The organism is Actinotalea sp. Marseille-Q4924 (genome assembly GCF_916618755.1).
Classification (GTDB): domain Bacteria; phylum Actinomycetota; class Actinomycetes; order Actinomycetales; family Cellulomonadaceae; genus Actinotalea.
This window is the reverse complement of the sequence record NZ_CAKAKB010000002.1, coordinates 155,431-181,905: the sequence shown is the minus strand read 5'-3', so window position 1 is coordinate 181,905 and position 26,475 is coordinate 155,431. Positions and strand designations below refer to the sequence as shown.

Sequence of the window (26,475 nt, the reverse complement as noted above, 5' to 3'; positions counted from 1 at the left end):
ACCGAGGGCCGTCCCCGCGGCCCGCACGAAGGAGACGCTCCCGATGACGCAGACGAGCAGCACGCCGCACGGCGCCGTGGACACCGCGCGGGACAGCTCGATGGCGGACCACCCTGCCGGCGGGGGCACCGAGCGGCTGGCAGAGCACTGGATCGGCGGGCACGCCGTCGTCGCGGCGGGCGAGCGGACCGTGGACCGTCGCGACCCGCGCGACGGCAGCGCGGGCGCCGTCGTCGTCGCGGCCACGGCCGACGAGGTGGACCGCGCGGTGACGGCGGCGTGGGAGGCGCGTGCGGCGTGGCGGCGCACCCCGCCGGCCGAGCGCGCGGCAGCGCTCAAGGCGGCGGCCGCGGCGGTGGCCGAGGCCGCGCCGGAGCTCGGCGCGTCCCTGACGGCGACCACCGGACGCCTGCTGCGGCAGTCGGTGGAGTCGGCGCAGGTCGCCGCGTCCCTGCTGGAGGAGGCGGCGACCACGGGTCTGGGTGCGACGGGTCGGACGCTGGCCGGGGCGTCGTCGGCGGTGGACGTGGTGCGGCGGGAGCCGCACGGCGTGGTCGCGGTCGTGACACCCTGGAACGACCCGTTCCCGGCGGCGGCCGGGCTCATCGCGGCGGCACTGGTGACGGGCAACACCGTGGTGCACAAGCCGTCCGAGCGCAGCGCGGTGCCGGGGTGGCGGATGGCGCGGATCATCGCCGAGGCCCTGCCGGCCGGAGTGCTCGACGTGGTCAACGGGGACGGCGAGACCGGTGCGGCGCTGGTCGCGGACGAGCGGGTGGCGCTCGTGGCGCAGGTCGGCTCCTCGGCGACCGGGCGGCGGATCGCCGCGACCGCCGGCGCCCGGGGCGGCCGGGTGCTCCTGGAGAACGGGGGCAAGGACCCGATCCTGGTCGACCGAGGCGTCGACGCACGGTGGGCGGCGGAGCAGATCGCGATCGGGGCGTTCACGAACTCCGGGCAGCTGTGCACCTCGGTGGAGCGCGTGTACGTCCACGAGGAGGTCGCCGACGCCGTCGTGGCGGAGCTCGTGCGGATCGCGGAGGCCATGACCGTGGCCGACCCGTCGGACGACGCCAGCGACCTGGGGCCGATGGTCGACGACGAGCAGCTCGCCGTGGTCGACCGGCACGTCCGCAAGGCGGTCGCCGCGGGTGCGCGGTGCGTGACGGGCGGCGAGCCGCTCCCTCGCGAGGGGGCCTGGTACCCGCCGACCGTCCTGGACGGCTGCCCGGACGACGTCCAGCTCATGACCGAGGAGACGTTCGGTCCCGTGGCGGCGGTGCGGCGCGTGTCGACGTTCGACGAGGGGCTCGCCCTCGCCGGGTCGGGTCGGTACGGGCTCGCCGCGACGGTCCTCACGCCGGACATGGGCCGGGCCCTGCGGGCGGCCGACGAGCTGGAGGTCGGCACCGTGAAGGTCAACGCCGTGTTCGGTGGGGCCCCGGGCGGCTCGGCCGACCCGCGGCGCGACAGCGGGGCGGGCGCGGGGTACGGCCCCGACCTCCTGGCCGCGATGACCGTCCTGAAGGCGGTCCACCTCGAGGCTGCACCGGAGCCCCGGCGGCCCTGAGGTCGCTCAGTCGCCGTCCCTGACCGGTGAGCCGGCGGGGGCAGGCTGGACGGCGACGGATCTGCCGACGACCGGAGGAGCTCGATGACCGAGTCACGGGGTGAGCGTGAGCGGCTCGTCCTGGTCCACGGGGCGACCAGCGGGCCATGGGTGTTCGACGGCTGGCCGGGCGCCTTCCCCGGCTACGACGTGCGCGTCCCGGACCTGCAGGAGGGACTCGACGTCGCGCAGGCCCGGATGAGCGACTACGTCGACCGCGTGCTCGGCGAGGTCGCTGACCGCCCTTCCGTCGTCTGCGGCTGGAGCATGGGTGGTCTGGTGGCGCTGATGGCCGCGCAGCGGTCCACGATGGTGGCCGCCTTGGTCGTCATCGAGCCCAGCCTGCCCGTGGAGCTGACGGGTGGAGATCCCCGTCGGGCCCTGCGCTCGGGCACCTACGACGCCGAGTCCGCGTACGGCCCGGTGGCACCCGGAACGCGGCACCGCCCGGAGTCCCTGCTCGCCTTCGACGAGCGGAAGCGGGGCATCTCGGTCCCCTCGGTCACCTGCCCCCTGCTCGTGGTGGCGGGCCGGAGCGGACCGCCGCGAGGGCGACAGGTGGCGCAGCACTACGGCGCCGACCTGGTGGAGTTCCCGGACCTGGGCCACTCCGACCTGGTCGCCGACCCTGGCGTCATGGCAGGCATCGCATCGTGGCTCGCAGGGGTCGAACGCCGCCGGTAGTGCCGACGGGGCCGACGGTCGCCCCCTCAAGGGGCACAGCCAGTCAGAACGGCGGCTCCCCGCCCTCATCGCCGGTCGGGTCGTCGTCCCAGCAGGGCGACGCGTCGTCCGGAGCGGGCACGCCGACCTGCCGCTCCGGCTCCTGGAGGTAGACGTGGCCCATCGCGGTGCGCACCACGAAGGATCCGGGGCGCGGCTGCTCCAGGTGGTACCCCGCATGGGTCTTCATCTGGTGGTGGCTCGTGCAGAGCGGACCGAGGTTGTCGGCCGCGGTCGGCCCGTGCGGGAACGGCACGGTGTGGTCGATCTGGCACGAGGCGGCGGGGACCGAGCACGTCGGGAACACACAGGTCCTGTTCCGCAGGCGGACATGGTCGACGATCCCGGCCGGTGGGCGGTACCTCCGCCGGTCGACGTCGAGCAACGCGCCGGTGGGTTCGTCGACCACCAGCCTCCGCCACGTGCCCTCCGTGGCGAGCATGCGCGCGACGTCCGCACCGATGGGGCCGTACCCGGCCAGCTCACCCGGACGGTCGTCGAGCCCGAGCAGGGTGCCGAAGCCCACGGTCACCGAGATGAGGGTGCCGCGGCCGGCGTTCTGCGCCAGACGCATCGGCGCTCCGACACCACCGGACCACGGGATCGCGGATCGGTGCGCACCGGCGGTGGCGCCCGCGCGCGCCTCGGGCACGTCGGTCGGAGGCGCCTCGGTCGCGGGAACGTCGCTCAGGGGCGGAGCACCGATCCATCCCGCGCCCCAGGCGGCACGCGCCAGCGTGTCCAGCGCATCCGCGCGCAGCTGGTCGGTCGTCCGCCCGTCGCCGTCGCGCCGGGCGGAGACGGCAGCCGCCTGCAGGCACGCATCGAGCCGGACGGCAGCCTCCGCCGGGAGGATCGCCGTCATGGCCGCCATGCCGTCGGGCAGCACGCGCGGACGGCCCACCCGCCGACGGGCGCGCGCCCGGGCATGTCGCTCCGCGGCGTCGCGGTGGTCGGCGCGCTGCAGCGCCCGCTGAGCGGCCCGTGCGAGCTGGGGGCGGGTCAGCGCCCCCGCCAGCGGCAGGACCGCCGCCTGGACGTCGACCGCGACGGGCAGCGGAGCATCCCGGAGGAGCTCGGCCAGGGAGCAGGCCTTCTCCCAGTCGATGTCGCCGGCCTCCAGGGCGGCGCCGGTGTCCTGCAGCGGTCCGCTGAGCGCCCTCCCTACCTCGTAGAGGGTGCGGGCAGCATGACGGGTCACCCCCAGCCGGAGGGACAGGTCGGTGGACGCGGTGCACTGCTCGGCGACGACGCCCGCGGCAGCCGGCCACTGCGGCCGGACCTCGGGTCGCTCCGTCAGCAGGGCCGCTGCACGCGCGGCACCCGCGCGGGCCCAGGAGGCCACCCGCTCGAAGGCCGCGACGACCTCGACCAGCGAGCCGGCGTCGACCTCGTCCAGGCGCGTCCAGTCCGGCTCCCCCAGGCGGACCGCCTCGTCCAGCCGGTCGGCCTCGTCCAGCCAGGCCGCCTCGTCCAGGCGGTCCGCCTCGCCTCGGCGCGTCCGGCTCCCCATCGCTTCCCTGTCCGGACCGGCCGCGCCGCCGATGGTTCCGTCCGTCGCGGCACGCTCGGTCGATCTCGATGATGACCCTGACCGGGTGGGCACGACCCCCAGGAGGTCCGCCAGGGCGCGGACGAGCAGCGGCCCGCCGCGGAGCCCCGCAAGGTCACGGCCCACGCGACCGACCTCGGCCGCACCGGATCGGTCAGCGGCTGCGGCGAGCCGGACCGAGCCCGAGAACGCCCACTCGGGCACGCCGCCGTCATGCGCCGCCCGGCGCCCGCGCCCCCCGCTGTCGAACATGTGTTCGACTCTAGGCCCCGGCACCGACACGGAGCAGGGATCCACCGATCCGACGTAGCGCCCAGCGACCTGAGGGGCGCGGCCCCGCGGGCCGTGGCGCTCCCGCCGCGGGCCCGCCCCACTCACGACAGGCTCGACTTCCCCGAACCGTCAGACCCTCATGCCCCAGCGCCCATCCCGACCACCTCGACCGGCCGCGCGGGCTCCTCGAACCGTCGCAGGAGCAGCGCCACCGCCTCCCGCCCCATGGCGACCGCCTCGTCCGGGTCCACCAGCAGGCCCGTCGCGCGGCGCTCCCCACCGGCGACGACGGCGTCGCAGCGGCCCGGCGCGAACTGACGCCCGACCTCGACGACCGGTACGGCGTACCCCGACAGGTAGGCGACGGGCTCGACCGAGACGGGGCACAGCACCGAGCCCGCGACGCCGAACGCGACGAAGTCACGCAGCGCCTCCAGGGCGTCGAGCGGCCGCCCGGCGAGGTCCGCGACCATCGTGGCGAGCCCGCTCTCGCGCGCGGCGGCACACACCCCCGCGACGACGGCGGCGTCCTCGGGCCGCCGGACGTCCAGGGTGAGCACGCCGACGCACCGGCTCACCCGGTCCTTGAGGTACCGCGCGCTCATGTGCGGCACGTAGCCCAGCTCGGCCGCGGCCTCCAGGACGCGCCGCCGGGACTCCTGACCGACGTACCCCGTCCCGCTCAGCGCCCGCGACGCCGCCGACCGTGAGACACCCGCGAGCGCCGCGACGTCCTTGACCGTGGGCCGGGAGGTCGCGCCGACGAGCCGGGCGGGCCGGAGCCGTGGCTCCGCTCGCTCCGTCGCCCCCACGCCCACCTCCGCACCGCCTCCACTGCGCCGGTCGCCCGGGTCACAGAACGGAACCACAGGACCGCTCCCCCGGCATCCCGGAGGTGCGCGGCACGACGGGCCTGCCGATGGCAGACGGCGGCGCCTGGACGGCGCCTCACCACCCTTCGAGGTGCTCCGGCCGCAGGCCGCCGCCACTGCCGGCGGTCTGCAGGGCCGTCTGCAGCGAGACGAGGCCCGCGACGGCTCGCGCCGCCGGCCCGACGGCGGCCGCGACGGCGGCGCTGAGGCCCTCCCGACGTGCGAAGGCGGTGCCCTCGACGCCGACGAGCACCAGCCGTCCCGGCAGCCGGTGCAGGGCCCGCCCCAGCTGCACCGCAGCCGCGAGCCCGAACGCGTACCGACCGACGCCGCCGCGCATCCAGGCACCGTCCGGCACCCCGGGACCGACCCCGCTCAGGGCACCGTCGGTGAGGTCGAGCACGGTGATCGACCCCGGTGGCCCGCCGGCGGCGATGGCGTCGACGACGACGGCGACGTCCGCCGTCCCCCACAGCGGCACGAGGCCGGCCGGGTCCTCCACGGCCGCCACGTGGACGCCGGGGAGCCGCAGCTCCTCCACCGCGCCGGCGACGGCGGGTCCTACGCCGTCGTCCCCGCACCCCCGGCACCCGAGCCCGATGACGAGCCGGCTCACGTCCGCTGTCCCATGTGCGCCCCTGACCGTGTGTGCCGGTGCGCCCAGGCCGGCGCGTCCGTGCTGCCGACCCCACCGTCCACCGGCGCCCGAGCGCTCACCAGGGACCAAGGGCCGATGCGCAGCACGGACGCACCGGGTGCGCGTCAGGCGCCGCCGGCCAGCAACCGCTCGAACGGGGTCGGGTCGGCGAACGGGTCGCGGTGCTCGCGGGGCGTCCGCGCCGCCATCAGCGGCGCCAGCTCACGCGCCGCCCGGTCGACCCGCACGGCGACGGCGGGCGTGCCGTCGTCGGCTCGAGCAGTGGAGGCGCCCGCGCCACCCGAGGCGCCCGACGACGCCCCGAAGTCCTCCGTCGCGCCGAACACGCCCGTGGGCACGACGACGGCGCGGTGGTAGACGAACAGCGGACGCAGGGCGTGGTCCAGCGCCAGCGAGTGCCGGGCGGTCCCGGCGGTCGCGCCCAGCAGCGTCGGCATCCCGGCCAGCGACCCGGCCTCCATGACGTCGAAGAAGGTCTTGAACAGCCCGTTGTACGAGCCGCTGAAGATCGGGCTGACGGCGATGAGGCCGTCCGCCCCGACGACGGCGTCCAGGGCCTCCTGCAGCTTCGGCACCGCGAACCCGGTGAGCAGCATGTTGGTCAGGTCGTGCGCGTGCTCCCGCAGCTCCACGAGCTCGACCCGCGTCGTGATCCCCTGCTCACCGAGCGCTCGCACGGTCGCCTCGGAGAGGCGGTCGGCGAGCAGGCGCGTCGTCGACGGCTGCCGCAGACCGCCGGAGACGACCGCGAGCGTCCGGACCTCGCCCGCGATGCTCACGCGACGGCCTCCGCCCGGCGACCGGTGACGCCGTCGACGGCGTACACCGTGACGTCCCGCGGGCCGCCCGCCTCCGCGACGAGCGACGCGTGCGTCGGTGCGTCAGGGACGTGCGCCGGACGGCCGACGGCCAGCTCGCGACGCAGCACCGGCACGACCTCGGTGCCGAGGATCTCGATCTGCTCGAGGACGACCTCCAGCGGCAGGCCGGCGTGGTCGATGAGGAAGAGCTGGCGCTGGTAGTCCCCGACCTCGTCGCGCATGGCCGCGTACCGGTCGATGACCTGCTGCGGGCTGCCCACGGTCAGCGGCGTCATCTCGGTGAACTCCTCCAGCGACGGCCCGTGGCCGTACACCGGCGCGACGTCGAAGTAGGGCCGGAACTCGCGCACCGCGTCCTGGCTGTTCGGCCGCATGAACACCTGGCCGCCCAGCCCGACGATCGCCTGGTCGGCGCTGCCGTGCCCGTAGTGCTCGAAGCGCTGGCGGTACAGCCGGACCATCTGCCGGGTGTGGTGGATGGGCCAGAAGATGTTGTTGTGGAAGAAGCCGTCGCCGTAGTAGGCGGCCTGCTCGGCGATCTCGGGGGTGCGGATCGACCCGTGCCACACGAACGGCGCCACGCCGTCCAGCGGCCGCGGCGTGGAGGTGAAGGACTGCAGCGGGGTCCGGAACCGGCCCTCCCAGCTGACGACGTCCTCGCGCCACAGCCGGTGCAGCAACGCGTAGTTCTCGACGGCCAGCGGGACGCCGTTGCGGATGTCCTGGCCGAACCACGGGTACACGGGCCCGGTGTTGCCGCGGCCCATCATGAGGTCGACGCGCCCGCCGGACAGGTGCTGGAGCATCGCGTAGTCCTCGGCGATGCGCACGGGGTCCGTCGTCGTGATGAGCGTCGTGGCCGTGCTCAGGACGATCCGCTCGGTCTGCGCAGCGACGTACGCCAGGAGCGTCGTCGGCGCCGAGGTCACGAAGGGCGGGTTGTGGTGCTGCCCGGACGCGAAGACGTCGAGGCCGACCTCCTCCGTCTTCCTCGCGATGGCGACCATCGCCTGGATGCGCTCGTGCTCGGTCGGGATCCGGCCGGTGGTGGGGTCGCGCGTGATGTCGCCGACCGAGAAGACTCCGAACTGCATGAGGGCACTCCCGTCGCTCCGTTGGTACAACATTCAACCATCTGACGGTGTGAAGGCGCCAGCCCTCCGCGATATTCCGCCGGGCCGACGACGACGCCGCAGCGCGCCCTGGGGGCGCTCCCCTGTCGAGCCGCTCACTCGGGGCCGGCGTACCCCTGCTCCAGCAGACCTCGGACGTACGCCGCCTGGCCGGCGTGCTGCAGGTCGTCGGCGACCACGCTGACGAGACGGACGCCCAGCGTCACGGGCGGGTCCCACGCCCGGTCGACGACGCGGTCGAGCGCCGCGGCGTCGACGCCGCGCAGGTGCCGCAGCGTCTGGGCGTGCACCGCGTCGTGGTAGCCCAGCAGCAGCGCAACCGGGGCGACGACGGCCGCCACCTCCTCGGGGCCGTGCCCGTACCCCGTGTCGGCCACGGGCAGCGGCAGCCCGAGCCGCTGCGCCCACCCGCCCGCGACCCACACCTGCTCGCCACCGAACGCGTCGGCGACGTGGTCGTCCTGGACGCGCGTGAGGTGCCACACGAGCCAGGCCACCGAGTTCACGGTGCCGTCCGTGCCACCGGGCGTCGTCGTGAGCAGGGCTTCGTCGACGTCGGCGAGGACGCCGTGGACCACCTCGTTCACCCGGCCGAACGCGTCCACCAGGACGTCGGAGACCTCCATCGCACCTCTCCTCCGCCGTCGGGCCGCTGCACTCGGCACCGCCCACGCTACGTCGACGACGGCGCTCCCGGCCCGGCGGGCAGGCCAACCAGGCGGATCAGACAGGCCCATCCCGGCTGGCACCTCCGCCGGACACGACCGGGCCCCGCGGACCACCAGGTCCGCGGGGCCCTCCCCGTCGCGTCGGGTCAGCTGCTCGAGCGGACCGGTACGCGCCCCGCGCCGCCGCCGCCGGCGGCGTCGTCGTCCCGACCGCGGTCGGTCTCGCGGCCCCGGCGCCGCCACACCGGCTCCACCGCAGCCATCTCCTCCTCCGTCGCCAGCCGGAACGGGGGCGTCGTCGGCGCCTCGAGGGCCTTGCGGCCCTGACCCCGCGTCGCCCGCAGGCTCGCGACGATCGAGACGCCGATGATCGTGGCCACGACGGCCAGGGACACCGTCGTCGGGATGTAGAAGAGGTCGATCTTGAGCATCATCTTGATGCCGACCCAGATGAGGACCAGCGCCAGGCCGATCTTCAGGTACACGAACCGGTGGATGAGGTCCGCGAGCAGGAAGTACATCGCCCGCAGGCCGAGGATCGCGAAGGCGTTGGCGGTGAAGACGAGGAAGGGCTCGCTCGTCACCGCGAAGATCGCCGGGATCGAGTCGACGGCGAAGACGATGTCCGTCACCTCGACGAGCACGAGCACCGCGAGCAGCGGCGTGGCGACGACGACACCCGCCTTGCGGACGAGGAAGCGCTGCCCGTGGTACGCGTCGGTCATGGGCACCCAGCGGCGGAAGAGCCGCAGCGCACGCGACTTCTCGGGGTCGAGGTGCTCGTTGCGCTGCCGGATCATCCGGTAGCCGGTCCACAGCAGGAACGCGGCGAACAGGTAGAGGATCCAGCCGAAGCTCGCGATGAGCACTGACCCCGCCGCGATGAACGCGCCGCGGAAGACCAGGGCGCCCAGCACGCCGAGGAACAGGACGCGGTGCTGGTACTCCCTCGGCACCGCGAAGTAGGTGAAGATGATCGCCCAGACGAAGACGTTGTCGACGGCGAGCGACTTCTCGATCAGGTAGCCGGCGAAGTACTGCTGGCCGGCCTCGGAACCCCAGACCTGCCAGACGATCGCGCCGAACGCCACACCGAGGGCGACCCAGACGGCCGACCAGATCGCGGCCTCGCGTACCGCGATGACGTGCGCCTGCCGGTGCGCGACGAGGTCGACGGCGAGCATGACGAGGATGGCGCCGAGCACGGCGAACCAGACCCACAGGGAGACGTCCACAAGGACCCTTCCGGTCGATGACCGGAGGTCTCTCCCGACCTCCCGGTCCCGACAGGACCCAGGCGGCCCGCGGCGCCGAGCCCGCATCCGACGGGCTGTGGTGACGACGTCCGCGCGGCGGGATACTCCCCTCCAGCGCAGCTCATGGCTGCAACCGGAGTAGTGAAACAGATTTCAGGTTTACCGTCAACGCGCGCAGCCCGGCGAGGCGCCGTTGCTCTCAGGAGAGGCCGAACACCCGCGCCCCGCCGTCGCCCTCCACCGCGACCCGCAGCGCCGGGCCGGCGGCGACGGCGAGGCCCATGACGCCCGCCGTGGTGAACACCTCGCACGTCGGCCCGTCGACGACCACGCGCACCGGGCCGGTGCCCCGCGGCATCTCCCACCGCTCGTCGCCCAGGCGCGCCACGAGCAGCCCGCCGTCGGCCTCCAGCACGACGACCGGGACGACCGCGTCGCGGTCGTCGTCCGCCGCGACCCGCAGCGCCGACCGCTCACCCGCGTCCCACTCGACGTCCACCGCCGACGACGGCGCCGCGACGTCGTGCCCGTCCGTCGCCTCTCCGAGCGCACCGGTGCGTGCGGCGGCGACCGCCGGGTGCGGCTCGCAGACCACGGCGTCGCCCTCCAGCCGGAGCAGGTGCGGGACGCTGTGCGCGCCGGCCCAGCCGTCGCCGGCGACCTGCCGCATCCAGTGGATCAGCCCGCGGCGACCCTCCCGGTCGGCGAACGCCGACCCGGCGTAGTACGACGGGCCGAACGTCAGCCGGGACCACCGCTGCGCGGTGAACCGGCCGTCGGTGAAGTCCCCGACCGCGTAGACCGCGTGGTGCGGGTGGTCCGGCTCCCACGCGGAGAGGGTGAGCACCCACCGCCCGTCGAGGGGGAACAGCTGGGGGCACTCCCAGGCCGGGCCGCTCCACTCCCCGTCCGTCTGGGTGGTGTGCCGGGTCGTGAGGAGCCCGTGGTAGGCCCACGCCTCCAGGTCCGTCGAGCGGTACACCCACGCGGTGGCCGTCCCCCCGCGCTCGTCCCGCAGCCCGCCGCCGACGACCATCCACCACGCGTCGCCCTCGCGGACGACCCACGGTCGCGGTACGCCTCGACGTCCTCCGGGGCGAACTCCGGCGGCAGGTCGGCCACCACCGGCCCCTTCTCCCACCGCGACCACGTGTCGTCCACCGGCCGCGCCACGCGGTTGCGGCCGATGCCCAGCCCGGCCTCCTGGGACACGCTCGTGTAGAACAGCGCGGCCGGGCCGCCGTCCTGCGGGACGGCGATGCTGCCGGACCACACCCCGTCGTCGCCGTCGCCCGGCAGGAGCACCGGCTCGTGCTCGTCCCAGTGCAGGAGGTCGTCGCTCGTGGCGTGCCCCCAGTGGCAGTGCAGCTGCCAGTCGGTGCTGTCGGGCACGTGCTGGAAGAACAGGTGGTAGCGCCCGTCGTGCCATGTCAGCCCCAGCGGGTCGTTGACCCAGCCGGCACGCGGGGCGAGGTGGACGAGGGGGCGCACGGACGACGGGCTCATCGCGCCAGTCTCGCCGACACGGCGGCTCGTCCCGCGGTGCTCACCGACCCTCGGGCGCCTCGTCCTCCCGGCGGTGCCCCGTGACCAGCACCTCGAGGTCCTCGCGGGCGAGCGTGCTGCCGTCCACGAGCGCGACCGTCAGCGGCGTCACCGCCCGCACCGTCGCCGTCCGGGCGCCCTCCAGCAGCGCCCGCTCCCCCAGCACCGCGCCGGGCCCGATCTCGACGAGGAACCGGCCGTCACGCACCACCTCGACGACGCCGTCCAGCAGCAGCGCGACGTCCGAGCCGGCGTCGCCCTGCCGGAACAGCTCCTCACCGGCCTCGAGGCTGCGCACGCGCCGCTGCGCCTTGAGCTCGCCCATGACCTGGCGGGACAGCCGCCGCTCGAGCTCGGTCTCGACGGGCGTGACGACGGCGGACGCGTCCTGGCCGCGCCAGGGCGTCGCCGTCGCCTCCATCGTGTGCAGCCACGCGTCGAAGCCGGTCGTGGCCACCTTCTCCACGAGCGCGCCCTCGTCGTCGTAGACCCAGTGCCGCGGGAACGCGCTCGCACCGGTCACGGACGCCGCGGACGTGCCGTCCGCTCGGAGCTCCAGCTCCAGGGTCGTCCAGACCAGCGGCGCGACGAGGCGTGGCCGCCCGTTGACCAGCCGCGGCGCCGGCAACGGCGCCCGCCCGCCCGCCGTCTGCCGCACGACCGCGCGCGCGCCGTCGTCGGCCACCTCGACCGTCCGCAGGTCCGGCATGGCGACCGCCGGGAAGCGCACCGCGCCCCCGAGGAGGTTGGTCAGCCCGATCGTCCCGCCGCAGTCCTCGCCGAGGTCCACGCCGACGACGCGACCGTCCTCGACGCGCGCGGACGCCTCGACGCGGTTCACGAACCGGAACCGTCCGGCGCGGCGCAGCGTCGCCAGGTCCCCCGGCGCGATCCGGTCCGGCGGCGGGTCGTCGTAGTGGGTCAGGCCGAGGTCGAAGGGCACGCGGAGCACGCCCGTGACGAGCTCGGACGGGATCCAGGACACGGACGTGATCGACGGCACCGTCGCCCCCGCAGGCCAGGGGGTGATTCCGGCCGAACCACCCTCACGGCGCACGCTAGTACGGCGCGCAGAGGTCTAGCCTCCCGACGTGCCCTCCGTCGACCGGCGCGTCGTCACGGTCCTGTTCGCCGACCTCGCGGACTTCACCGGCCTGTCCGAGCGCCTCGACCCGGAGGACGTCGCGCGCGTCCAGGAGGCGTACTTCTCGCTCGCCGAGCAGGCGGTGGCGGCCGAGGGCGGCCTCGTGGAGAAGTTCATCGGCGACGCGGTCATGGCCACCTTCGGCACGACCCGGGCCGCCGACGACGACGCCTTGCGGGCCGTACGCGCGGGGCGCGGCCTCGTCGAGGCTGTCGACCGGCTCGGCCAGGAGCTCGGCATGGCGGGCGCGCTCAGCGTCCGGGTCGGCGTGGACACGGGCGTCGTCGTCGTGACGCGGCTGGGCGCCGGCTGGCGCGTCACCGGCGACACCGTCAACACGGCCGCGCGGCTCCAGGCCGGCGCGGAGCCCGGTCAGGTCCTCGTCGGCCCGCACACGGCGCTGGCGGTCGAGGACGACGTCGAGCTCGTCCCGGCCGGCGAGCGGCACCTCAAGGGCAAGGCCGCGCCGGTCCCGACCTGGCTCGCCGGGGCCGACCGGCAGGGCGCCCACCGGCAGGACGGCCGCCGGCTGGGCTCCCACAGGCACGGCCTGCGCCGGCACGGGCTGACGGCGCCGCTCCTCGGCCGCGAGGACGAGATGGCCCGCCTCCTGGACCTCCTCGAGCCGGCCGGCGGCGACCCGGCCGGCGACGCCCGCGCCGCGCTCGTGCTCGCACCACCCGGGACGGGCAAGACGCGCCTGGTCACCGAGCTCGCCGAGCGGCTCCAGGCGCAGGGCCGGCCCTGCTGGACGGTCCGTGTGGGCCTGGCCCCGGGTCGCGGGTACGACGTGGTCGCGGACCTGCTGCTCGCGGCATGGACGGCATCGAGGGCGACCGGCGGCGCCGACCACCCCGACGACGCCGCCCGGGTGGCGGACGCCTTCACCGCGGCGCTCACCGAGGAGGACCCGGCCCACGCCCGCCGGGTCGCCGAGCTCGTCCGGGCGGTCGTCGACGGCGACCCCCTCGACGCGACACCGGCCGAGCTCTACGAGGCCTGGACGTCCGCGCTCGACGCCGCCGCCCCGCACGCCGTCTGGGTGGTGGAGGACCTCCACCTCGCCGGTGCCGACCTCAAGGCGTTCCTCCACCACGCGCTCGAGCACCCCGCCGTCGGGTCGCGCCGCCGGGTCGTCCTCACCGCCCGGCCGGGGCCGCTCGGCGCGGACGCGCTGGCCGGCTCCCCGCACGTCGCCGTCCTCGCGCTCGAGCCCCTCGCGGCGCAGGCCGCCCGCGAGCTCGTCGTGGCCTACCTGGGCCCCGGGGTCCTGCCCGAGGGGCTGCTCGACGCGGTGGTCGTGGCGTCGGGCGGGAACCCGCTCTTCGTCGAGGAGCTCGTGCGCTCGTGGATCCAGACGGGTCTGCTGCGCCGCACCGACCCCGGCGGGTGGCGCTTCACCGGTGACGCCGCCGGCGCCCCCGCCCTGCCGACGACCGTGCAGGCGATCTACCAGGGCCAGCTCGACGCCCTGCCCGACCCGGTGCGCGCCGTCGTCGAGCACGGCTCGGTGCCGGGGACGACGTTCCCCGTCGGCGCCCTGCCCGCACTCGGGGTGGCGGACGCGACCCGGCCCCTCGACGAGCTCACCCGGGTGGGCCTCCTCGTGGGCCCGCACGAGCACGCCGTCGGCGCCGCGTCGTACACCTACCGCCACGCGCTGCTCCGGGACACCGCGTACGGCTCGATCGGCCGGCACCGCCGGGCGGAGCTCCACGTCCGCTTCGCCCGCTGGATCCAGGGGCTGCCCACGGCGCTGGGCACCGAGCTCGCCGGCACCCACCTCGCACTCGCCCACGACGTCCTGCCCGCCACGAGCGCCGGGCTCGACGACGGCACGACGGCGGTGGACCTCGCGCGGGACGCGGCGGCCCTGCTCGCGAGCGCCGCCGCGGCGTCGATGGTCAGCGCTCCCCAGCGGGCCGCGTCGCTGCTGGCGCACGCGCTCGCGCTGCCCGCCGGCACGGGCGCCGAGCGGCTGACCCGCCGCCTGGACCTCGCCGAGGCGCTGCGCCGCTCCGGGGACCTCGCCCTCGCCCTGGAGGCGTTCGGGGCCGGCGCGGAGCAGGCCCTGGCCCGCGACGACGACGCCGGTCTCGTCACCGCCGCCGTCGGGTACGAGGAGACGATCTTCGCCAGCCGGCTGCCGCGCGACGACCGCTCCGTCCAGCTGCTGCGCGCGGCCGAGCGGCTGGTCCCTGCGGACGACGCGGTCGGCCGCAGCCAGGTGCTCTCGCTGCTCGGACGGGCGCTGCACTTCACCGGCGACACCCGCGGCGCCCAGGAGGCCTGCCGCCGGGCCGTCGAGCTGGTCGACCGCCTGCCGCACCGCTCGGCGGCCGACGGCGGTACGGCCGGCCTGCCCCACGCGCCGCTCGCCCGCGCCCTGCTCGCCCTGCGCATCACCCAGGACGCCCCGGACCAGCTCGCCGAGCGCCTCCGCGACGGACGGCGCGCCTTCGAGGCCGTGGGGGGCGCCGACGCCCCCGACGTCGGGCCCGAGGACCTCGAGCTGCGGCTCGACGTCGCACGCCTGCACCTGCTCGACCTCATCGAGTCCGGCGACCTCGCCGGCGCCGACGCCGTGCTCGCCGTCGCCACGGGGACGGTCGAGCTCCTCGCCCGCCCGCTGCACCGGTGGTACCCGCCGATGTGGCGCGGGATGCGCGCGCTCCTCGACGCGCGCTTCGCCGAGGCGGCCGCCCTCGCCGAGACGTTCCGGACGGAGGCCCACCGCGCGCGGTACGCGTCCGCGGAGCTGGTCTGGACGGTCCAGCGCCTCCAGCTGGCACTGGACACCGGCGGCCTGGAGGACCTGCTGCCCGTGCTGGCGACGCGGCGCGCCGAGGCCCCCGTCCGCTGGGCGTTCGGGCCGGCACTGGCGCTGGCCCGTCTCGGACGGCGCGCCGAGGCGCAGGTCCACCTCGACGTGCACGACGAGCAGCTCAGCCAGGTGCCGCACGACCTGTCGCGGTCGGCGGTGCTCAGCTACCTGGCGCAGGCTGCCTTCCTCCTCGACGACGCCGCGGCGGCCGCTCGTCTCCGCGACGCGCTCGAGCCCTGGGACGGCCACCGGGTCGTCCTCGGCGCCGGCGCGGTCTGCCTGGGGTCCGCGACCGCGCCGCTCGCGCTGTGCCACCTGGCGACCGGCGACGTGGCGGCCGCGACGGCCCTGCTCACCCGGGCCGTGGCCGAGGACGACGCCCTGCCGGCGCCCGCGGCGGCGGTCTGGTCCCGCACCTGGCTGGCGACCGCGCTGCAGCGCGCGGGGCGCGACGAGGAGGCCCGCGGCGTCGTCGTGCGGGCGCAGGCGGACGCCGCGAGGCTGGGCATGGCGGAGGCTCTGCGGGTCCTGGGTGCGGCAGAGGCCGCGCACGGGGTGGCCAGCGACGGCGCCGACGAGGGGCTCGGGAACCTGGTGGAGGAGGTCGGATGAGCGGCGGACCGGCGGGGACGGGTCTGACGGTGACAGGCGCCAAGGAGCTGTCCCTCACCGCGTGGGACGCGTTCGCCGTCGCGGTGACGAGCGCCGGGCGCACCGCACCGGCGACGGCGACCCGGCTCGCCGGCTGGTCCGTGGAGGACCTCGTCCGCCACACGGCGTGGGGCATGAGCATGGAGGCCGAGGCGCTGCGCCTGGCGGTGGTGGGCGAGGCGCAGCGGCACGGCGTGCGGGCCGCGGGACGCGCGACCGACGGGCTCACGGGCCACCCGCTCGACCTCGCGTGGCACCGCAGCCGGGCGGAGCTCGCGGCCGCCTTCGACACGGTCGCGGCCGCCGTGGCACGGGGGGCGTCGCCCGTGCTGCCGATGCCCTACGGGGACGTCCCGCTCCCGGTGGCACTCGACACCTTCGTCATGGAGGCGACGGTGCACGCCGACGACCTGCGCGCGGCGCTCACGCCCGACGGGGCCGAACCACCGCTCGACCCGCGCGCCGTCGCGCCGTGCGCACGGTTCGTGCAGCACTTCTGGCCCGTGCTCGCCTCGCTCGGCACCCCCGTGCCGCACGGCACCAGCATCCGGCTGGTCGGGGACGCCGTCGTGCTCGGCGGCACCTATGACGGGACGACCTGGCACCCGGTGGACCCGCTGCGGCGGCCCGGGCCGGACGACGCGCCGCATCGGTCCGACGGTCCCTCGGTGACCCTGCGCGGCGACGACTCCACCGTCCTGCGCGTGGTGCTCGGACGGGTGCCGGTCGCGGCGTCGCGGCTCCTCGTCGAGGGCGACACGGCCCTCGGGTACGCCCTCAAGGAGCACGTGCCGGGCCCCTGAGCCCGCGCTCCCGCGGCCCGGCGGCTCACACCGGCCCGGGCCCGCCTGTGCGTGAGGTGTTTCCCGCAGGAAACACGACGGCGACGCCCGGGGAAACATGCGCTGCCTACCGTCGGCGTCCTGGCCCCGCAGCAGGGGGTGCCGGACCGGCCAGCACGAGGAGCGCGCATGTCACCCGAGCCGCACGTCCCCGACGCCGAACCCGCCCGCGACCCCGACGCCGGCCCGACACCTGCGCGCGACGCACCCCGCCTCGTCGTCGTCGGCGGCGGCATGGTCGCCCAGCGGCTCGTCGAGGCGCTGCGGGACCGCGACGCCGGCGGCGCCTGGCACGTCACCGTGCTCGCCGAGGAGCCCCGCGCCCCCTACGACCGCGTCGCGCTCACCTCCTACTTCTCCGGGCGCGACCCGGAGGACCTCTCGCTCGGCGACCCGGCGCTGTGGAGCGACCCGCTCGTCACGCTCGTCCGCGACGCGACCGTCACCGCGGTCGACCGGGCCGCCCGGGTCGTCACCCTCGCCGACGGCCGCACCTGGGCCTACGACGAGCTCGTCCTCGCCACCGGTTCCCGGGCGTTCGTCCCGCCGATCGAGGGCACCGACCTGCCGGGGGTCTTCGTCTACCGCACCATCGACGACGTCGCCGCCCTGCGCGGGTGGGTCGAGGAGCAGGCGTCCCGCTGGGACCGCCCCGTGCGCGGCGCCGTCATCGGTGGCGGGCTGCTCGGGCTCGAGGCCGCCGGGGCGCTGCAGGCCCTCGGCGCGCAGTCGACGGTCATCCAGTTCGGCACGCACCTCATGTCCGCGCAGGTCGACCTCGGCGGCGGGGAGGCGCTGCGGCGGCTCATCCAGTCCCTCGGCGTCGCGGTGCGGGTCGACACGGCCACCACCCGCCTCCGCGCGAACCGGCGCGGCACGGTCGGCCGGCTCGACTTCGCCGACGGCGGGCGCCTGGACGTCGACGTCGTCGTCGTCGCGGCGGGCGTCCAGCCGCGCGACGAGCTGGCCCGCGCGGCCGGCCTGCCCGTCGGGCCGCGCGGCGGCGTCGTCGTCGACGCGGCGTGCCGGACGCCCGACCCGCACGTCTGGGCCGCCGGCGAGGTGGCGTGCATCGACGGGGGCTGCATCGGCCTCGTGGCGCCGGGGTACGCGATGGCCGAGGTGGTCGTGGACCGGCTCCTCGGCGGCGCCGCCGAGTTCCCCGGCGCCGACACGGCGACGAAGCTCAAGCTCGCCGGCGTGGACGTCGCGAGCTTCGGTGACGCGTTCGGCACCACCCCCGGCGCGCTCGAGCTCGTCCACTCCGACCCGGTGGCCGGCGTCTACACCAAGCTCGTCCTCTCCGACGACGCCCGGACGCTCCTCGGCGGCGTCCTCGTGGGCGACGCCTCGGCGTACGCGGCCCTGCGGCCCATGGTCGGCCGCGAGCTCACCGGCGACCCTTCCACGTACCTCCTCCCCGAGGGCGCGTCCGGCCGCAGCCGCGGCTCGGTCGACCTGCCCGACGACGCCGCCGTCTGCTCGTGCAACAACATCACCGCCGGCACCATCCGGCACGCCGTCACCGACGGCGGCTGCACCGACCTGGCCGCGGTCAAGGCGTGCACGAAGGCCGGCACGTCCTGCGGCTCGTGCCTGCCGCTGGTCAAGAAGGTCGTCGGCACCGAGCTGGAGAAGGCCGGCATCACGGTGAGCACGACGCTGTGCGAGCACTTCGCGCTCTCGCGGCGGCAGCTCTTCGACGTCGTTCGCGTCACCGGGCTGCGGACCTTCAGCGAGATCCTCGCCCAGCACGGCGCGCCCGGCCTGCCCGCCGGGGCGCGCGGGTGCGACATCTGCAAGCCGGTCGTCGCCTCGGTCCTCTCCTCGCTCGACGACGGCCACGTCCTCGACGGCGACCGCGCCACCCTGCAGGACACCAACGACCACGTCATGGCGAACCTGCAGAAGGACGGGACCTACTCGGTCGTCCCCCGCATGCCCGGCGGCGAGGTGACGCCCGAGGGGCTCATCACGGTCGGCCAGGTCGCCAAGGACTTCGGGCTGTACACGAAGATCACCGGCGGCCAGCGCGTCGACATGTTCGGGGCGCGCCTCGAGCAGCTCCCGCTCATCTGGCGGCGGCTGGTCGACGCCGGGTTCGAGTCCGGGCACGCGTACGGCAAGTCGTTGCGGACGGTGAAGTCGTGCGTCGGGCAGACGTGGTGCCGGTACGGCGTGCAGGACTCCACGTCGCTCGCCGTCGCGCTCGAGCTGCGGTACCGAGGGCTGCGCGCGCCGCACAAGTTCAAGCTCGGCGTCTCCGGATGCGCCCGCGAGTGCGCGGAGGCGCGCGCCAAGGACGTCGGGATCATCGCCACCGACCACGGCTGGAACGTCTACGTCGGCGGCAACGGCGGCTTCACGCCCCGACACGCCCAGCTCCTCGCCGAGGACCTCGACACCGAGACGCTCGTGCGGACCGTCGACCGGTTCCTCATGTACTACATCCGCACCGCCGACCGGCTCCAGCGCACCGCACCGTGGATCGAGGAGGTCGAGGGCGGTCTGGCGGGCGTGCGGGCCGTCGTCCTCGAGGACAGCCTCGGCATCGCGGCCGAGCTCGACGCCGCGATGGCCGCGCACGTGGACCGCTACGAGGACGAGTGGCGCGCCACCCTCGACGACCCGGAGAAGCTGCGCCGGTTCGCGTCGTTCGTCAACGCGCCGACGACCCCCGACCCGAGCCTCGCCTACGTCACGGAGCGCGGTCAGCGCCGCCCGGCCACCGCCGCGGAGCGGGCCGCCGGCCTCGCCGTCCCGGTCGACGCGGTCCGTCCCGACGAGGTGCCCACCGGTCCCGTGCTCGTCGCGGGCCCCGCCCTGGAGGTGCGCGCATGACCGTCGAGAGCCCGACCATGACGACCCCGGCCGACCGGGTCGGCACGTCGGCCGCGTGGGTCGCCGTCTGCCGCCTGGACGACCTCGTGCCCGAGCGCGGGGCCGCGGCCCTCGTCGCCGGCGAGCAGGTCGCGCTGTTCCGGCTCCTCGGCAGGGGACCCGCGGCGTCGTCCGACGCGGGCGCCGAGGAGGTGCTGGCCGTCCAGCAGCTCGACCCGTTCATGGACGCGCACGTCCTGTCCCGCGGCATCGTGGGCAGCCGCGGTGCGTCGCCCACCGTCGCGTCGCCGCTGCTCAAGCAGGTGTTCGACCTGCGCACCGGTCGGTGCCTGGAGCCGGTCGGCCGCGAGCCGCGGCACCTGCGGACCTGGCGCGTCCGGCTCGAGAACGGCGTCGTGCTCGTGGCCGCGACGCCGGACCCGCCCGTCGAGGGGCCACCCGGGGCACGTCCCGCACCCGCGGGGGGTGCGCGATGACCACGTTGCTGGGCATCGAGCTCGCCGGCCGGGACGTGCTCGTCGTCGGCGGCGGTCCGGTGGCGGCGCGGCGCACGCAGGCGCTGCTCGTCGACGGCGCCGTCGTCCGCGTCGTCGCCCCGGCGCTGTGCCCGGAGCTGGCCTCGCTCGCGTCCCGCGGCGCCGTCGCCTGGGACGCCCGCGAGGTCGCCGCCGACGACGTCGCGGGTGCGTGGCTCGTGCAGTGCGCCACGGGAGACCCTGCCGTGGACGAGGCCGTCGCCGGGTGGGCGCACGACCGGCAGGTGTGGTGCGTGACGGCCGGCGACGTCCGCCGCGGCTCCGCGCGCACCCCCGCGACCGCGACGCACGGCGACCTCCTCGTCGGGGTCGTCTCGGGCGGGGAGCCGGACCCGGCCCGGACCGCCGGCGTCCGGGACGCCCTCGCGGAGCACCTGCGGTCGGGCGGCGCGGACCTCCGGCGGCGACGCCGGGCGCGACGCGGCGGGGCGGGGCGCGTGGTGCTCGTGGGCGGCGGGCCCGGCGCGACGGACCTGCTCACGCTGCGCGGGCGGCGTGCGCTCGCCGAGGCCGAAGTGGTCGTCACCGACCGGCTCGGACCGCGGTCGGTCCTCGCCGAGCTGCCCCCGGACGTCGAGGTCGTCGACGTCGGCAAGCGCCCGGACCACCACCCCGTGCCGCAGGAGGAGATCAACCGGATCCTCGTGGACCGGGCCCGGCGCGGGCTCGTGGTCGTCCGGCTCAAGGGCGGCGACCCGTTCGTGTACGGCCGCGGCGGCGAGGAGGTGCTCGCGTGCCGCAGCGCGGGCGTGCCCGTCGAGGTGGTGCCCGGCATCAGCAGCGCCCTCGCGGTGCCGGCCGCCGCCGGCATCCCGCTGACGCACCGCGGGACGGTCGCCGCCGTTCACGTCGTCAACGGCCACGACGGGCTCGACGACGCGGCGCGCACCGCCCTCCGTGACGGCTCGGCGACCGTCGTCGTCCTCATGGGGGTCGCCGCCCTGGGGTCCATGGCCGCCGAGGCGATCGCCCACGGCGCCGACCCGACGACGCCGGTCGCGGTCGTCGAGAACGGCACGACGGACCGGCAGCGGACCACGCGGGCACCCCTGCACGCGGTCGCCGAGCGGGCGCGGGCGGCCGGCGTCCGCGCACCGGCGATCGTCGTCATGGGCGCCGTCGCCGCCGAGGGTCTGCTCGGGACCGCGTGCGGCACGACGGCGCTCCACGGCGTCGTCGACCCGGCCGTCGTGGCGGGCCCGTGAGCGCCGCGCCCGCGGACGGAGCGGTCGAGGCCGCGCACGACGCACCCACGCTCGCGCAGAGCATGGCGGGGTGCGTCGTGCTCGTCACGGCCGAGCGCCGGTCGGCGGAGCTGTCGGCGGCCCTGGAGCGCCGCGGGGCGGTCGTGCGCCACGCGCCGTCGCTGAGCATGGTCCCGCACACGGACGACGCCGAGCTCATGCGCGCGACCCTGGAGCTGCTCGCCACGCCCCCGGACGTCGTCGTCGTCACGACGGGCATCGGCTTCCGTGGCTGGGTCGAGGCGGCCGACGCGCACGGCGTCGCGGACCGGCTGCTCGACGTGCTGCGCGACGCCCGGCTCGTCGCGCGCGGGCCCAAGGCGCGGGGTGCCCTTCAGGCCGCCGGCCTGCGGGCGGACTGGGTCGCGGAGTCCGAGACGTCCGCGGAGATCGCCGAGGCCCTGCTCGCGGACGGCGTCGGCGGGCTGCGCATCGCCGTCCAGCACCACGGCGCCGGTGCGGACGGGCTCGACGAGGCGTTCCGCGCCGCCGGCGCCGACGTCCACAGCCTCGTCGTCTACCGGTGGGGCCCGCCGCGCGACCCGGCCGCGGTCGCCGCGTCGGCGCGGGCGACCGCCGACGGCGAGGTGGACGCCGTGGTGTTCACCTCCGCCCCGGGCGCCGCCGCGTGGCTCGAGGCCGGCGAGCGCGCCGGGGTGGGTGAGGCCGTCCTGGCGCGGCTGCAGCACGGCTGCACCCTCGCGGCAGCGGTCGGACCGGTGACCGCGAGACCGCTGCGGGACCGGGGCGTCGAGCCGCTGGTGCCCGACCGCGGCCGACTGGGCTCGCTCGTGCGTGCCCTCGTCGGGCACTTCGGCGGCCTGACGACGCTGGACACGGTCGCCGGGCCGCTGCAGGTCCACCGCGGCGCGGCCGTCCTCGACGGGGACGTCCTGCCGCTGTCGCCGTCGGGCCTGGCCGTGCTGCGCCTCCTCGCGGCGCGTCCCGGCGGCGTGGTGACGCGCCGCGAGGTGCTGGAGGTGCTGCCGGGGGACTCCAGCGACCCGCACACCGCGGAGGTCGCCGTGGCGCGGCTCCGGGACGCCGTCGGCCGGGACCTCGTCCGCACGGTGGTCAAGCGCGGCTACCGGCTCGAGCTCGCGGAGGTGCGGGGATGACCGGGCCGGTCCTCGTCGGCTGCTCGCACGGCACCGACGACGCCGCCGGTCGGGCGGCGATCGCGGCGATCCTCGACGGCGTGCGGCGGCGACGCCCGCACCTCGACGTCCGCGAGGCGTTCGTCGACGTGCAGCAGCCGGAGGTCGCGGACGTCGTGGCGGACGCGGTCATCGACCGGGACACCAGCGCCGCGGGCGGCGACGCGGGTGCCGGGGCGGGCGCCGTCGTCGTCCCGCTGCTGCTCTCCGCCGGCTTCCACACGCACGTCGACGTCGCGCGCGCGGTCGCGGGCGTCCCCGGCGCGGTCGCGTCCGGGACGCTCGGACCGGACGAGCGGGTCGTCGCCGTGCTCGCCGACCGGCTCCACGAGGCGGGCACCCGTCCGGGCGACGCCGTCGTCCTGGCCGCGGCCGGGTCGAGCGACCCCCGCTCGTCGGCCGCGGTCGAGGCGGTCGCGGACGCGCTGCGCCGGCTGTGGCCGCACGGGCCCGTCACCGTCGGGTACGGCTCGGCGGCGACGCCGACCGTCCCCGAGGCGGTGGCCGCGGCGCGGGCCGACCTGGGGCAGGACCGCGGGGCGCGGGGCGGGCGCGTCGTCGTCGCGTCCTACCTGCTCGCGCCGGGCTTCTTCCAGAACCGTGTCCTGCGGGCGGGCGCCGACGTCGTGACCGCGCCGCTGGCCCCGGACGAGCGGCTCGTCGACGTGGTGCTGGACCGCTACGACTGCGCGGCGGCGGCGGCGGCCGGCGCGTGCCTGCCCGGCCGGCGCTGCCCCGTCCTGGGCGGGTGCTCGGTGCGGGCGGACGACGACGCAGGCCACACGCAGCGGGAGACCGTCACCCTGGGGTGACGGTCTCCCACGACGTGCCGGTCCGGTCGGTCACTCCGTCCCGAACTCGAAGTGCCACGGCTCGGGCGGGCCGCTGCCACCGGGGCGCATGGCCTCCGGGTGCACCCAGCCGAACTCCTCGCCGTTCTCGAGCATCCACCGGTACCGCGGGGAGTCGAACTGGCCGAGGCCACCGAAGCCGCCGAGGTCCACGGCGATGCCGAGGCCGTGGTTCGACCGACCGGCCGGGGCGGCCAGCCAGCCCTTGGTCGCCTTGAGGGAGGCCTGCTCCTCGAAGGTCCGGTACCCGCTGCTGACGACGAGGTCCTCGCCGAACTCCGCCGTGTACGCCTCGTTGACCGCCTCGAGGGCCGCGGCCGCGTCGCAGCGCAGCAGGAAGTCGGGAGCGAAGGCCGGCGCGCACAGGAGGGCCGTGGGGATGCGGCCGTTCTCCATCCCGAGCGTCGACAGGGACGCGGGGAGGAAGGACTCCCACTGCACGACGCGGGAGGCAGCCAGCGCGCTGGGCAGCACGGGCATGGCCTCCAGGGTCGTCAGCTCGGTCGACACCGCGCCGCTCGCCGCGGCCACCGCCGCCTCGAGGTCGGCGAGCCCGTCGGCGACCTCCACCGGCAGGGCGTCCGGTGCAGCGGGCTCCGCCGGGGCCGCCGGGGCCTCCGGGGCCGCGGGAGCGGCACCCGGCTCGGCCGGCGCAGCGGGCGCCTCGGGCGGTGCTGCGGGGGCGGCGGCCTGCGGCGCCGTCACGTCGGTCTGGGCCAGGTCCGTCGTGCCGGCCGCCGCAGCGGGGTCGACCGCACCGGGCTCGGTCGGGGCGGGCTGCGCGGCCGGCGGCGCCGGCGGCGGCACCGCGAGTGCCTCGAGCGGCCGGGGCCGGGTCAGCTGCAGCGGCGGCGCGTCGAGGCCGGGCAGGCCGGGTCCGGTCGTCGCCGTCGCGGTCGCCTCGACCTCGAGGGCGACGCGGAAGACGTCGGCCGCGAGCGCCGCGACCTCTTCGGCCACGGCGAGGCGCTCCGACACCGTCAGCGCCGGCGGGGGTGTGACCGAGTCGGGGAGCACGAGGGACGCGCCCCCGGCCCGCTGGGTCACGGTGGTGCCCTCGTGGGTGCGGAGGAGGGCGCGCAGGGCGTCGACGGACTCCTCGAACCCGACGACCGGGGCGGGCGTGCTGCCGGCCGAGGCGACAGACACCTCGCGCGAGGCCTGCGTGACGAGGGCGCTCGAGGCGTCCGCGGCCGCGAGCGCCGCCCGGCCGACCGCGACCGCGTCGTCCAGCCGAGCACGGGACCACTCGTCCGCGCGGGCCTCGAGCAGCTGCGCCGCGGGCATCGCCGCACCGGCGTCGCCGATCGTCCGGCCGTCCGGGACGACCGACCCACCGGGGATCGCGCCGGCGGCCGAGGCCGTCGCGCCACCGCTGAGCATGACCGTCGCCGCGAGGGCGCCCACTGCTGCACCGCGGGCGGCCGGAAGGCCCAACCGACGGGCGAGCGAACGCGCGCTCGACGCGCCTCCGCGTGTCCTGACCTGGCTCATCGTGCCCCTCACGTCGTGCGCCGCCCGGACCACCCGGTCACCCCGCTCCCGGTGCTGCGGTCCCCGTCGACCGCCGCTGTCCGTCCTCGGCGAGTCCACCCTCACATCCATCGACCGCGAACACCAGGCCCTTGAGGTCCCTTCCCCCTTTAGCCGCATATCGGACACGTACGCGGTGCGTGATTCACCCGATGGGCGTCCCCCGGACGGCTCAGAGGCCGCCGGACGGCTCATGGTCGCGCGACGGCGCAGTCCCCGGCGGGCGGCTGGGACACTGGAGGCACCATGCCCGAGACGCCCGCACCCCGCGCCGCCGGCGCCACCGGCGCAGCCACGGATCAGCACCCGGCCGCCGGACCCGCACCGTCCGACCGCGCGACCGAGGCGCAGGTCGCCGCCGCCGTCGCCGCGCTGCGGCGCGGTGAGCTCGTCGCGTTCCCGACCGAGACGGTCTACGGCCTGGGTGCCGACGCCGCGGACCCGGCCGCTGTCGCGAGGGTCTTCGCCGCGAAGGGCCGACCCGCCGACCACCCGCTCATCGTCCATCTCGCGAGCGCGGCTCAGCTCGACGACTGGGCGGTGGACGTGCCAGAGGTCGCGCGACGCCTGGCGGACCGGTTCTGGCCGGGGCCGCTCACGCTGATCCTGCGCCGGCACCCCCGCGTCCCCACCGCGGTGACGGGCGGGCAGGACACCATCGGCGTCCGCGTCCCCCGTCACCCCGTCGCGCACGCGCTCCTGGAGGCGTTCGGCGGCGGCGTCGCGGCGCCGTCGGCGAACCGGTTCGGCCGCGTGAGCCCGACGACGCGCGAGCGGGTCGTCGCGGAGCTGGGCGACGTCGTGGGGACGATCCTCGAGGGCGGCGACTGCGAGGTCGGCCTGGAGTCCACGATCGTCGACCTCAGCGGCGACCGCCCCCGCCTGCTGCGGCCCGGCGGCATCGGCACGGACGAGCTCGCCGAGGTGCTCGACGCGGTGCCGACCCGGGAGGGCACCGGCGCGCCGCGGACACCCGGTCGTCTCCCCTCGCACTACGCCCCGACGACGCCCGTCCGGGTGGTCGACGCCGACGCGCTCGACGCCGCCGTCGCCGGGGAGCGGGAGGCGGGACGGCGCGTCGCCGTCCTGCGGGTGGCCGGCGACGGGGACGGCGACATCGGCCTCCACGGGGCGGAGACGCTCACGCTGCCCGCCGAGCCCGCCGCCTACGGCCGGGCGCTGTACGGCCGGTTGGCGGAGATCGACCGCCTCGGGTGCGACGTCGCCGTCGTCGAGCGTCCTCCCGCGCGGCACGGGTGGGAGGCGGTCCACGACCGGCTCGGCCGGGCGCAGGGCGTCGACCCGCACGCGCTGCGCGCGGTCCTCCTCGTCGGTCCCTGCGCGGACGAGGGGCCGCCGGACACGGCCGGCGCGGTGGAGGAGCTCCGTGCGTGGCGCGCGACCGCGGAGGCGGTCCCCGTCCTGCTGCTCGGCGCGTGGGCCTCGTCCGCCTACCCGCCGGAGGTCCTGCCCGCCGTCCGCGGCGATCGGGCGATCCACACCGGCCTCCGCCTGACCGGCGGTCCGGGGTGGGCGCTGGTGGCGCTGGAGGCCTCGGACGCCAACCTCGGCATCCCGGTCGGCCGCGTCGAGCTGGCGCTCGCGCTCCACGACACCGGACGGGGCCGGTTCCACCTCTCGGCGGACGACGCCCTGGCCGCCGACACCCGCGCCCTCCAGCGCCGCGGCGTCGTCGGCACGCCCCTCGCCCCCTGACCCCGAGCGCCCCGAGCGCCCCGAGC

The 26,475-nt window shown here is 76.6% G+C and carries 20 protein-coding genes and 1 pseudogene; 10 read left to right on the top strand and 11 right to left on the bottom strand.

Annotated features, from left to right (window positions below):
• Positions 1–43 precede the first annotated feature (43 nt).
• Entirely contained in the window at positions 44–1,570 is a 1,527-nt protein-coding gene (locus LG379_RS05105) for an aldehyde dehydrogenase (RefSeq protein WP_225753515.1), read from the top strand.
• 84 nt (positions 1,571–1,654) lie between these two features.
• The gene (locus LG379_RS05100; protein ID WP_225753514.1) at positions 1,655–2,293 is read left to right on the top strand and encodes an alpha/beta fold hydrolase; all 639 of its coding nucleotides are present in this window, start codon (positions 1,655–1,657) and stop codon (positions 2,291–2,293) included.
• A 43-nt stretch (positions 2,294–2,336) separates the two neighbouring features.
• Here LG379_RS05100 and LG379_RS05095 read toward each other — a convergent pair whose 3' ends face one another.
• From LG379_RS05095 to LG379_RS05055, 10 genes and pseudogenes are all read right to left on the bottom strand, one after another.
• Positions 2,337–4,136 (bottom strand): HNH endonuclease signature motif containing protein, encoded by a 1,800-nt coding sequence (locus LG379_RS05095; protein ID WP_225753513.1) that lies wholly within the window; start codon positions 4,134–4,136, stop codon positions 2,337–2,339.
• A 158-nt stretch (positions 4,137–4,294) separates the two neighbouring features.
• Positions 4,295–4,969, bottom strand: coding sequence for a LacI family DNA-binding transcriptional regulator (locus tag LG379_RS05090; protein WP_225753512.1), 675 nt, complete (start codon positions 4,967–4,969; stop codon positions 4,295–4,297).
• Positions 4,970–5,105: 136 nt separating this feature from the next.
• The gene (locus LG379_RS05085) at positions 5,106–5,645 is read right to left on the bottom strand and encodes a hydrogenase maturation protease (protein WP_225753511.1); all 540 of its coding nucleotides are present in this window, start codon (positions 5,643–5,645) and stop codon (positions 5,106–5,108) included.
• A 146-nt stretch (positions 5,646–5,791) separates the two neighbouring features.
• The gene (locus LG379_RS05080) at positions 5,792–6,466 is read right to left on the bottom strand and encodes an FMN reductase (protein WP_225753510.1); all 675 of its coding nucleotides are present in this window, start codon (positions 6,464–6,466) and stop codon (positions 5,792–5,794) included.
• The gene (locus tag LG379_RS05075; protein WP_225753509.1) at positions 6,463–7,602 is read right to left on the bottom strand and encodes an LLM class flavin-dependent oxidoreductase; all 1,140 of its coding nucleotides are present in this window, start codon (positions 7,600–7,602) and stop codon (positions 6,463–6,465) included. Before LG379_RS05075 ends, LG379_RS05080 begins: the two co-directional genes overlap by 4 nt.
• 134 nt (positions 7,603–7,736) lie before the next feature.
• Positions 7,737–8,267 (bottom strand): DUF664 domain-containing protein, encoded by a 531-nt coding sequence (locus tag LG379_RS05070; protein ID WP_225753508.1) that lies wholly within the window; start codon positions 8,265–8,267, stop codon positions 7,737–7,739.
• A gap of 188 nt (positions 8,268–8,455) precedes the next feature.
• Positions 8,456–9,544, bottom strand: a complete 1,089-nt coding sequence (locus tag LG379_RS05065; protein ID WP_225753507.1) for a TerC family protein — start codon at positions 9,542–9,544, stop codon at positions 8,456–8,458.
• A 220-nt stretch (positions 9,545–9,764) separates the two neighbouring features.
• Entirely contained in the window at positions 9,765–10,706 is a 942-nt protein-coding gene (locus LG379_RS05060) for a glycoside hydrolase family 32 protein (RefSeq protein WP_255632887.1), read from the bottom strand.
• A pseudogene (locus tag LG379_RS17060) lies at positions 10,646–11,071 on the bottom strand (glycoside hydrolase family 32 protein); the annotation flags it as partial. The pseudogene LG379_RS17060 and the gene LG379_RS05060, both read right to left, overlap by 61 nt.
• 40 nt (positions 11,072–11,111) lie before the next feature.
• Positions 11,112–12,095, bottom strand: a complete 984-nt coding sequence (locus LG379_RS05055) for a cyclic nucleotide-binding domain-containing protein (RefSeq protein ID WP_225753506.1) — start codon at positions 12,093–12,095, stop codon at positions 11,112–11,114.
• A 106-nt stretch (positions 12,096–12,201) separates the two neighbouring features.
• On the opposite strand from LG379_RS05055, the gene LG379_RS05050 reads away from it, so the two are divergent.
• The 7 genes from LG379_RS05050 to LG379_RS05020 all read left to right on the top strand — a co-directional run bounded on the left by LG379_RS05050 (position 12,202) and on the right by LG379_RS05020 (position 23,161).
• Entirely contained in the window at positions 12,202–15,690 is a 3,489-nt protein-coding gene (locus tag LG379_RS05050) for an adenylate/guanylate cyclase domain-containing protein (protein WP_225753505.1), read from the top strand.
• Positions 15,687–16,532 (top strand): maleylpyruvate isomerase N-terminal domain-containing protein, encoded by an 846-nt coding sequence (locus LG379_RS05045; RefSeq protein ID WP_225753504.1) that lies wholly within the window; start codon positions 15,687–15,689, stop codon positions 16,530–16,532. The genes LG379_RS05050 and LG379_RS05045 overlap by 4 nt, the downstream gene beginning before the upstream one ends.
• Positions 16,533–16,700: 168 nt before the next feature.
• Positions 16,701–19,412 carry a nitrite reductase large subunit NirB gene (nirB, locus tag LG379_RS05040; protein ID WP_225753503.1) on the top strand — a complete coding sequence of 904 codons (2,712 nt, stop codon included), beginning with the start codon at positions 16,701–16,703 and terminating at the stop codon, positions 19,410–19,412.
• On the top strand, positions 19,409–19,888 hold the full coding sequence (nirD, locus tag LG379_RS05035) for a nitrite reductase small subunit NirD (RefSeq protein ID WP_225753502.1): 480 nt from the start codon (positions 19,409–19,411) through the stop codon (positions 19,886–19,888). The genes nirB and nirD overlap by 4 nt, the downstream gene beginning before the upstream one ends.
• Positions 19,885–21,153 carry a uroporphyrinogen-III C-methyltransferase gene (gene cobA, locus LG379_RS05030; protein WP_225753501.1) on the top strand — a complete coding sequence of 423 codons (1,269 nt, stop codon included), beginning with the start codon at positions 19,885–19,887 and terminating at the stop codon, positions 21,151–21,153. Before nirD ends, cobA begins: the two co-directional genes overlap by 4 nt.
• Positions 21,154–21,215: 62 nt before the next feature.
• Complete coding sequence (locus LG379_RS05025; RefSeq protein WP_225753795.1) at positions 21,216–22,310, top strand: uroporphyrinogen-III synthase; 1,095 nt, start codon at positions 21,216–21,218, stop codon at positions 22,308–22,310.
• Positions 22,307–23,161, top strand: coding sequence for a sirohydrochlorin chelatase (locus LG379_RS05020; protein ID WP_225753500.1), 855 nt, complete (start codon positions 22,307–22,309; stop codon positions 23,159–23,161). The genes LG379_RS05025 and LG379_RS05020 overlap by 4 nt, the downstream gene beginning before the upstream one ends.
• Positions 23,162–23,191: 30 nt before the next feature.
• Here the strand turns inward: LG379_RS05020 and LG379_RS05015 are convergent, their stop codons facing one another.
• Positions 23,192–24,607, bottom strand: coding sequence for a M15 family metallopeptidase (locus LG379_RS05015; RefSeq protein WP_225753499.1), 1,416 nt, complete (start codon positions 24,605–24,607; stop codon positions 23,192–23,194).
• A gap of 372 nt (positions 24,608–24,979) precedes the next feature.
• Between LG379_RS05015 and LG379_RS05010 the strand changes: the two genes are divergently transcribed.
• Positions 24,980–26,449, top strand: coding sequence for an L-threonylcarbamoyladenylate synthase (locus tag LG379_RS05010; protein WP_225753498.1), 1,470 nt, complete (start codon positions 24,980–24,982; stop codon positions 26,447–26,449).
• Positions 26,450–26,475: the final 26 nt, after the last annotated feature.

Excerpts from the sequence above, each read along its gene's own strand:
- LG379_RS05105 (WP_225753515.1), top strand. The coding sequence starts at position 44 with ATGACGCAGACGAGCAGCACGCCGCACGGCGCCGTGGACACCGCGCGG.
- LG379_RS05100 (WP_225753514.1), top strand. The coding sequence starts at position 1,655 with ATGACCGAGTCACGGGGTGAGCGTGAGCGGCTCGTCCTGGTCCACGGG.
- LG379_RS05095 (WP_225753513.1), bottom strand. The coding sequence starts at position 4,136 with ATGTTCGACAGCGGGGGGCGCGGGCGCCGGGCGGCGCATGACGGCGGC.
- LG379_RS05075 (WP_225753509.1), bottom strand. The coding sequence starts at position 7,602 with ATGCAGTTCGGAGTCTTCTCGGTCGGCGACATCACGCGCGACCCCACC.
- LG379_RS05070 (WP_225753508.1), bottom strand. The coding sequence starts at position 8,267 with ATGGAGGTCTCCGACGTCCTGGTGGACGCGTTCGGCCGGGTGAACGAG.
- LG379_RS05045 (WP_225753504.1), top strand. The coding sequence starts at position 15,687 with ATGAGCGGCGGACCGGCGGGGACGGGTCTGACGGTGACAGGCGCCAAG.
- nirB (WP_225753503.1), top strand. The coding sequence starts at position 16,701 with ATGTCACCCGAGCCGCACGTCCCCGACGCCGAACCCGCCCGCGACCCC.
- nirD (WP_225753502.1), top strand. The coding sequence starts at position 19,409 with ATGACCGTCGAGAGCCCGACCATGACGACCCCGGCCGACCGGGTCGGC.
- cobA (WP_225753501.1), top strand. The coding sequence starts at position 19,885 with ATGACCACGTTGCTGGGCATCGAGCTCGCCGGCCGGGACGTGCTCGTC.
- LG379_RS05025 (WP_225753795.1), top strand. The coding sequence starts at position 21,216 with ATGGCGGGGTGCGTCGTGCTCGTCACGGCCGAGCGCCGGTCGGCGGAG.
- LG379_RS05020 (WP_225753500.1), top strand. The coding sequence starts at position 22,307 with ATGACCGGGCCGGTCCTCGTCGGCTGCTCGCACGGCACCGACGACGCC.
- LG379_RS05010 (WP_225753498.1), top strand. The coding sequence starts at position 24,980 with ATGCCCGAGACGCCCGCACCCCGCGCCGCCGGCGCCACCGGCGCAGCC.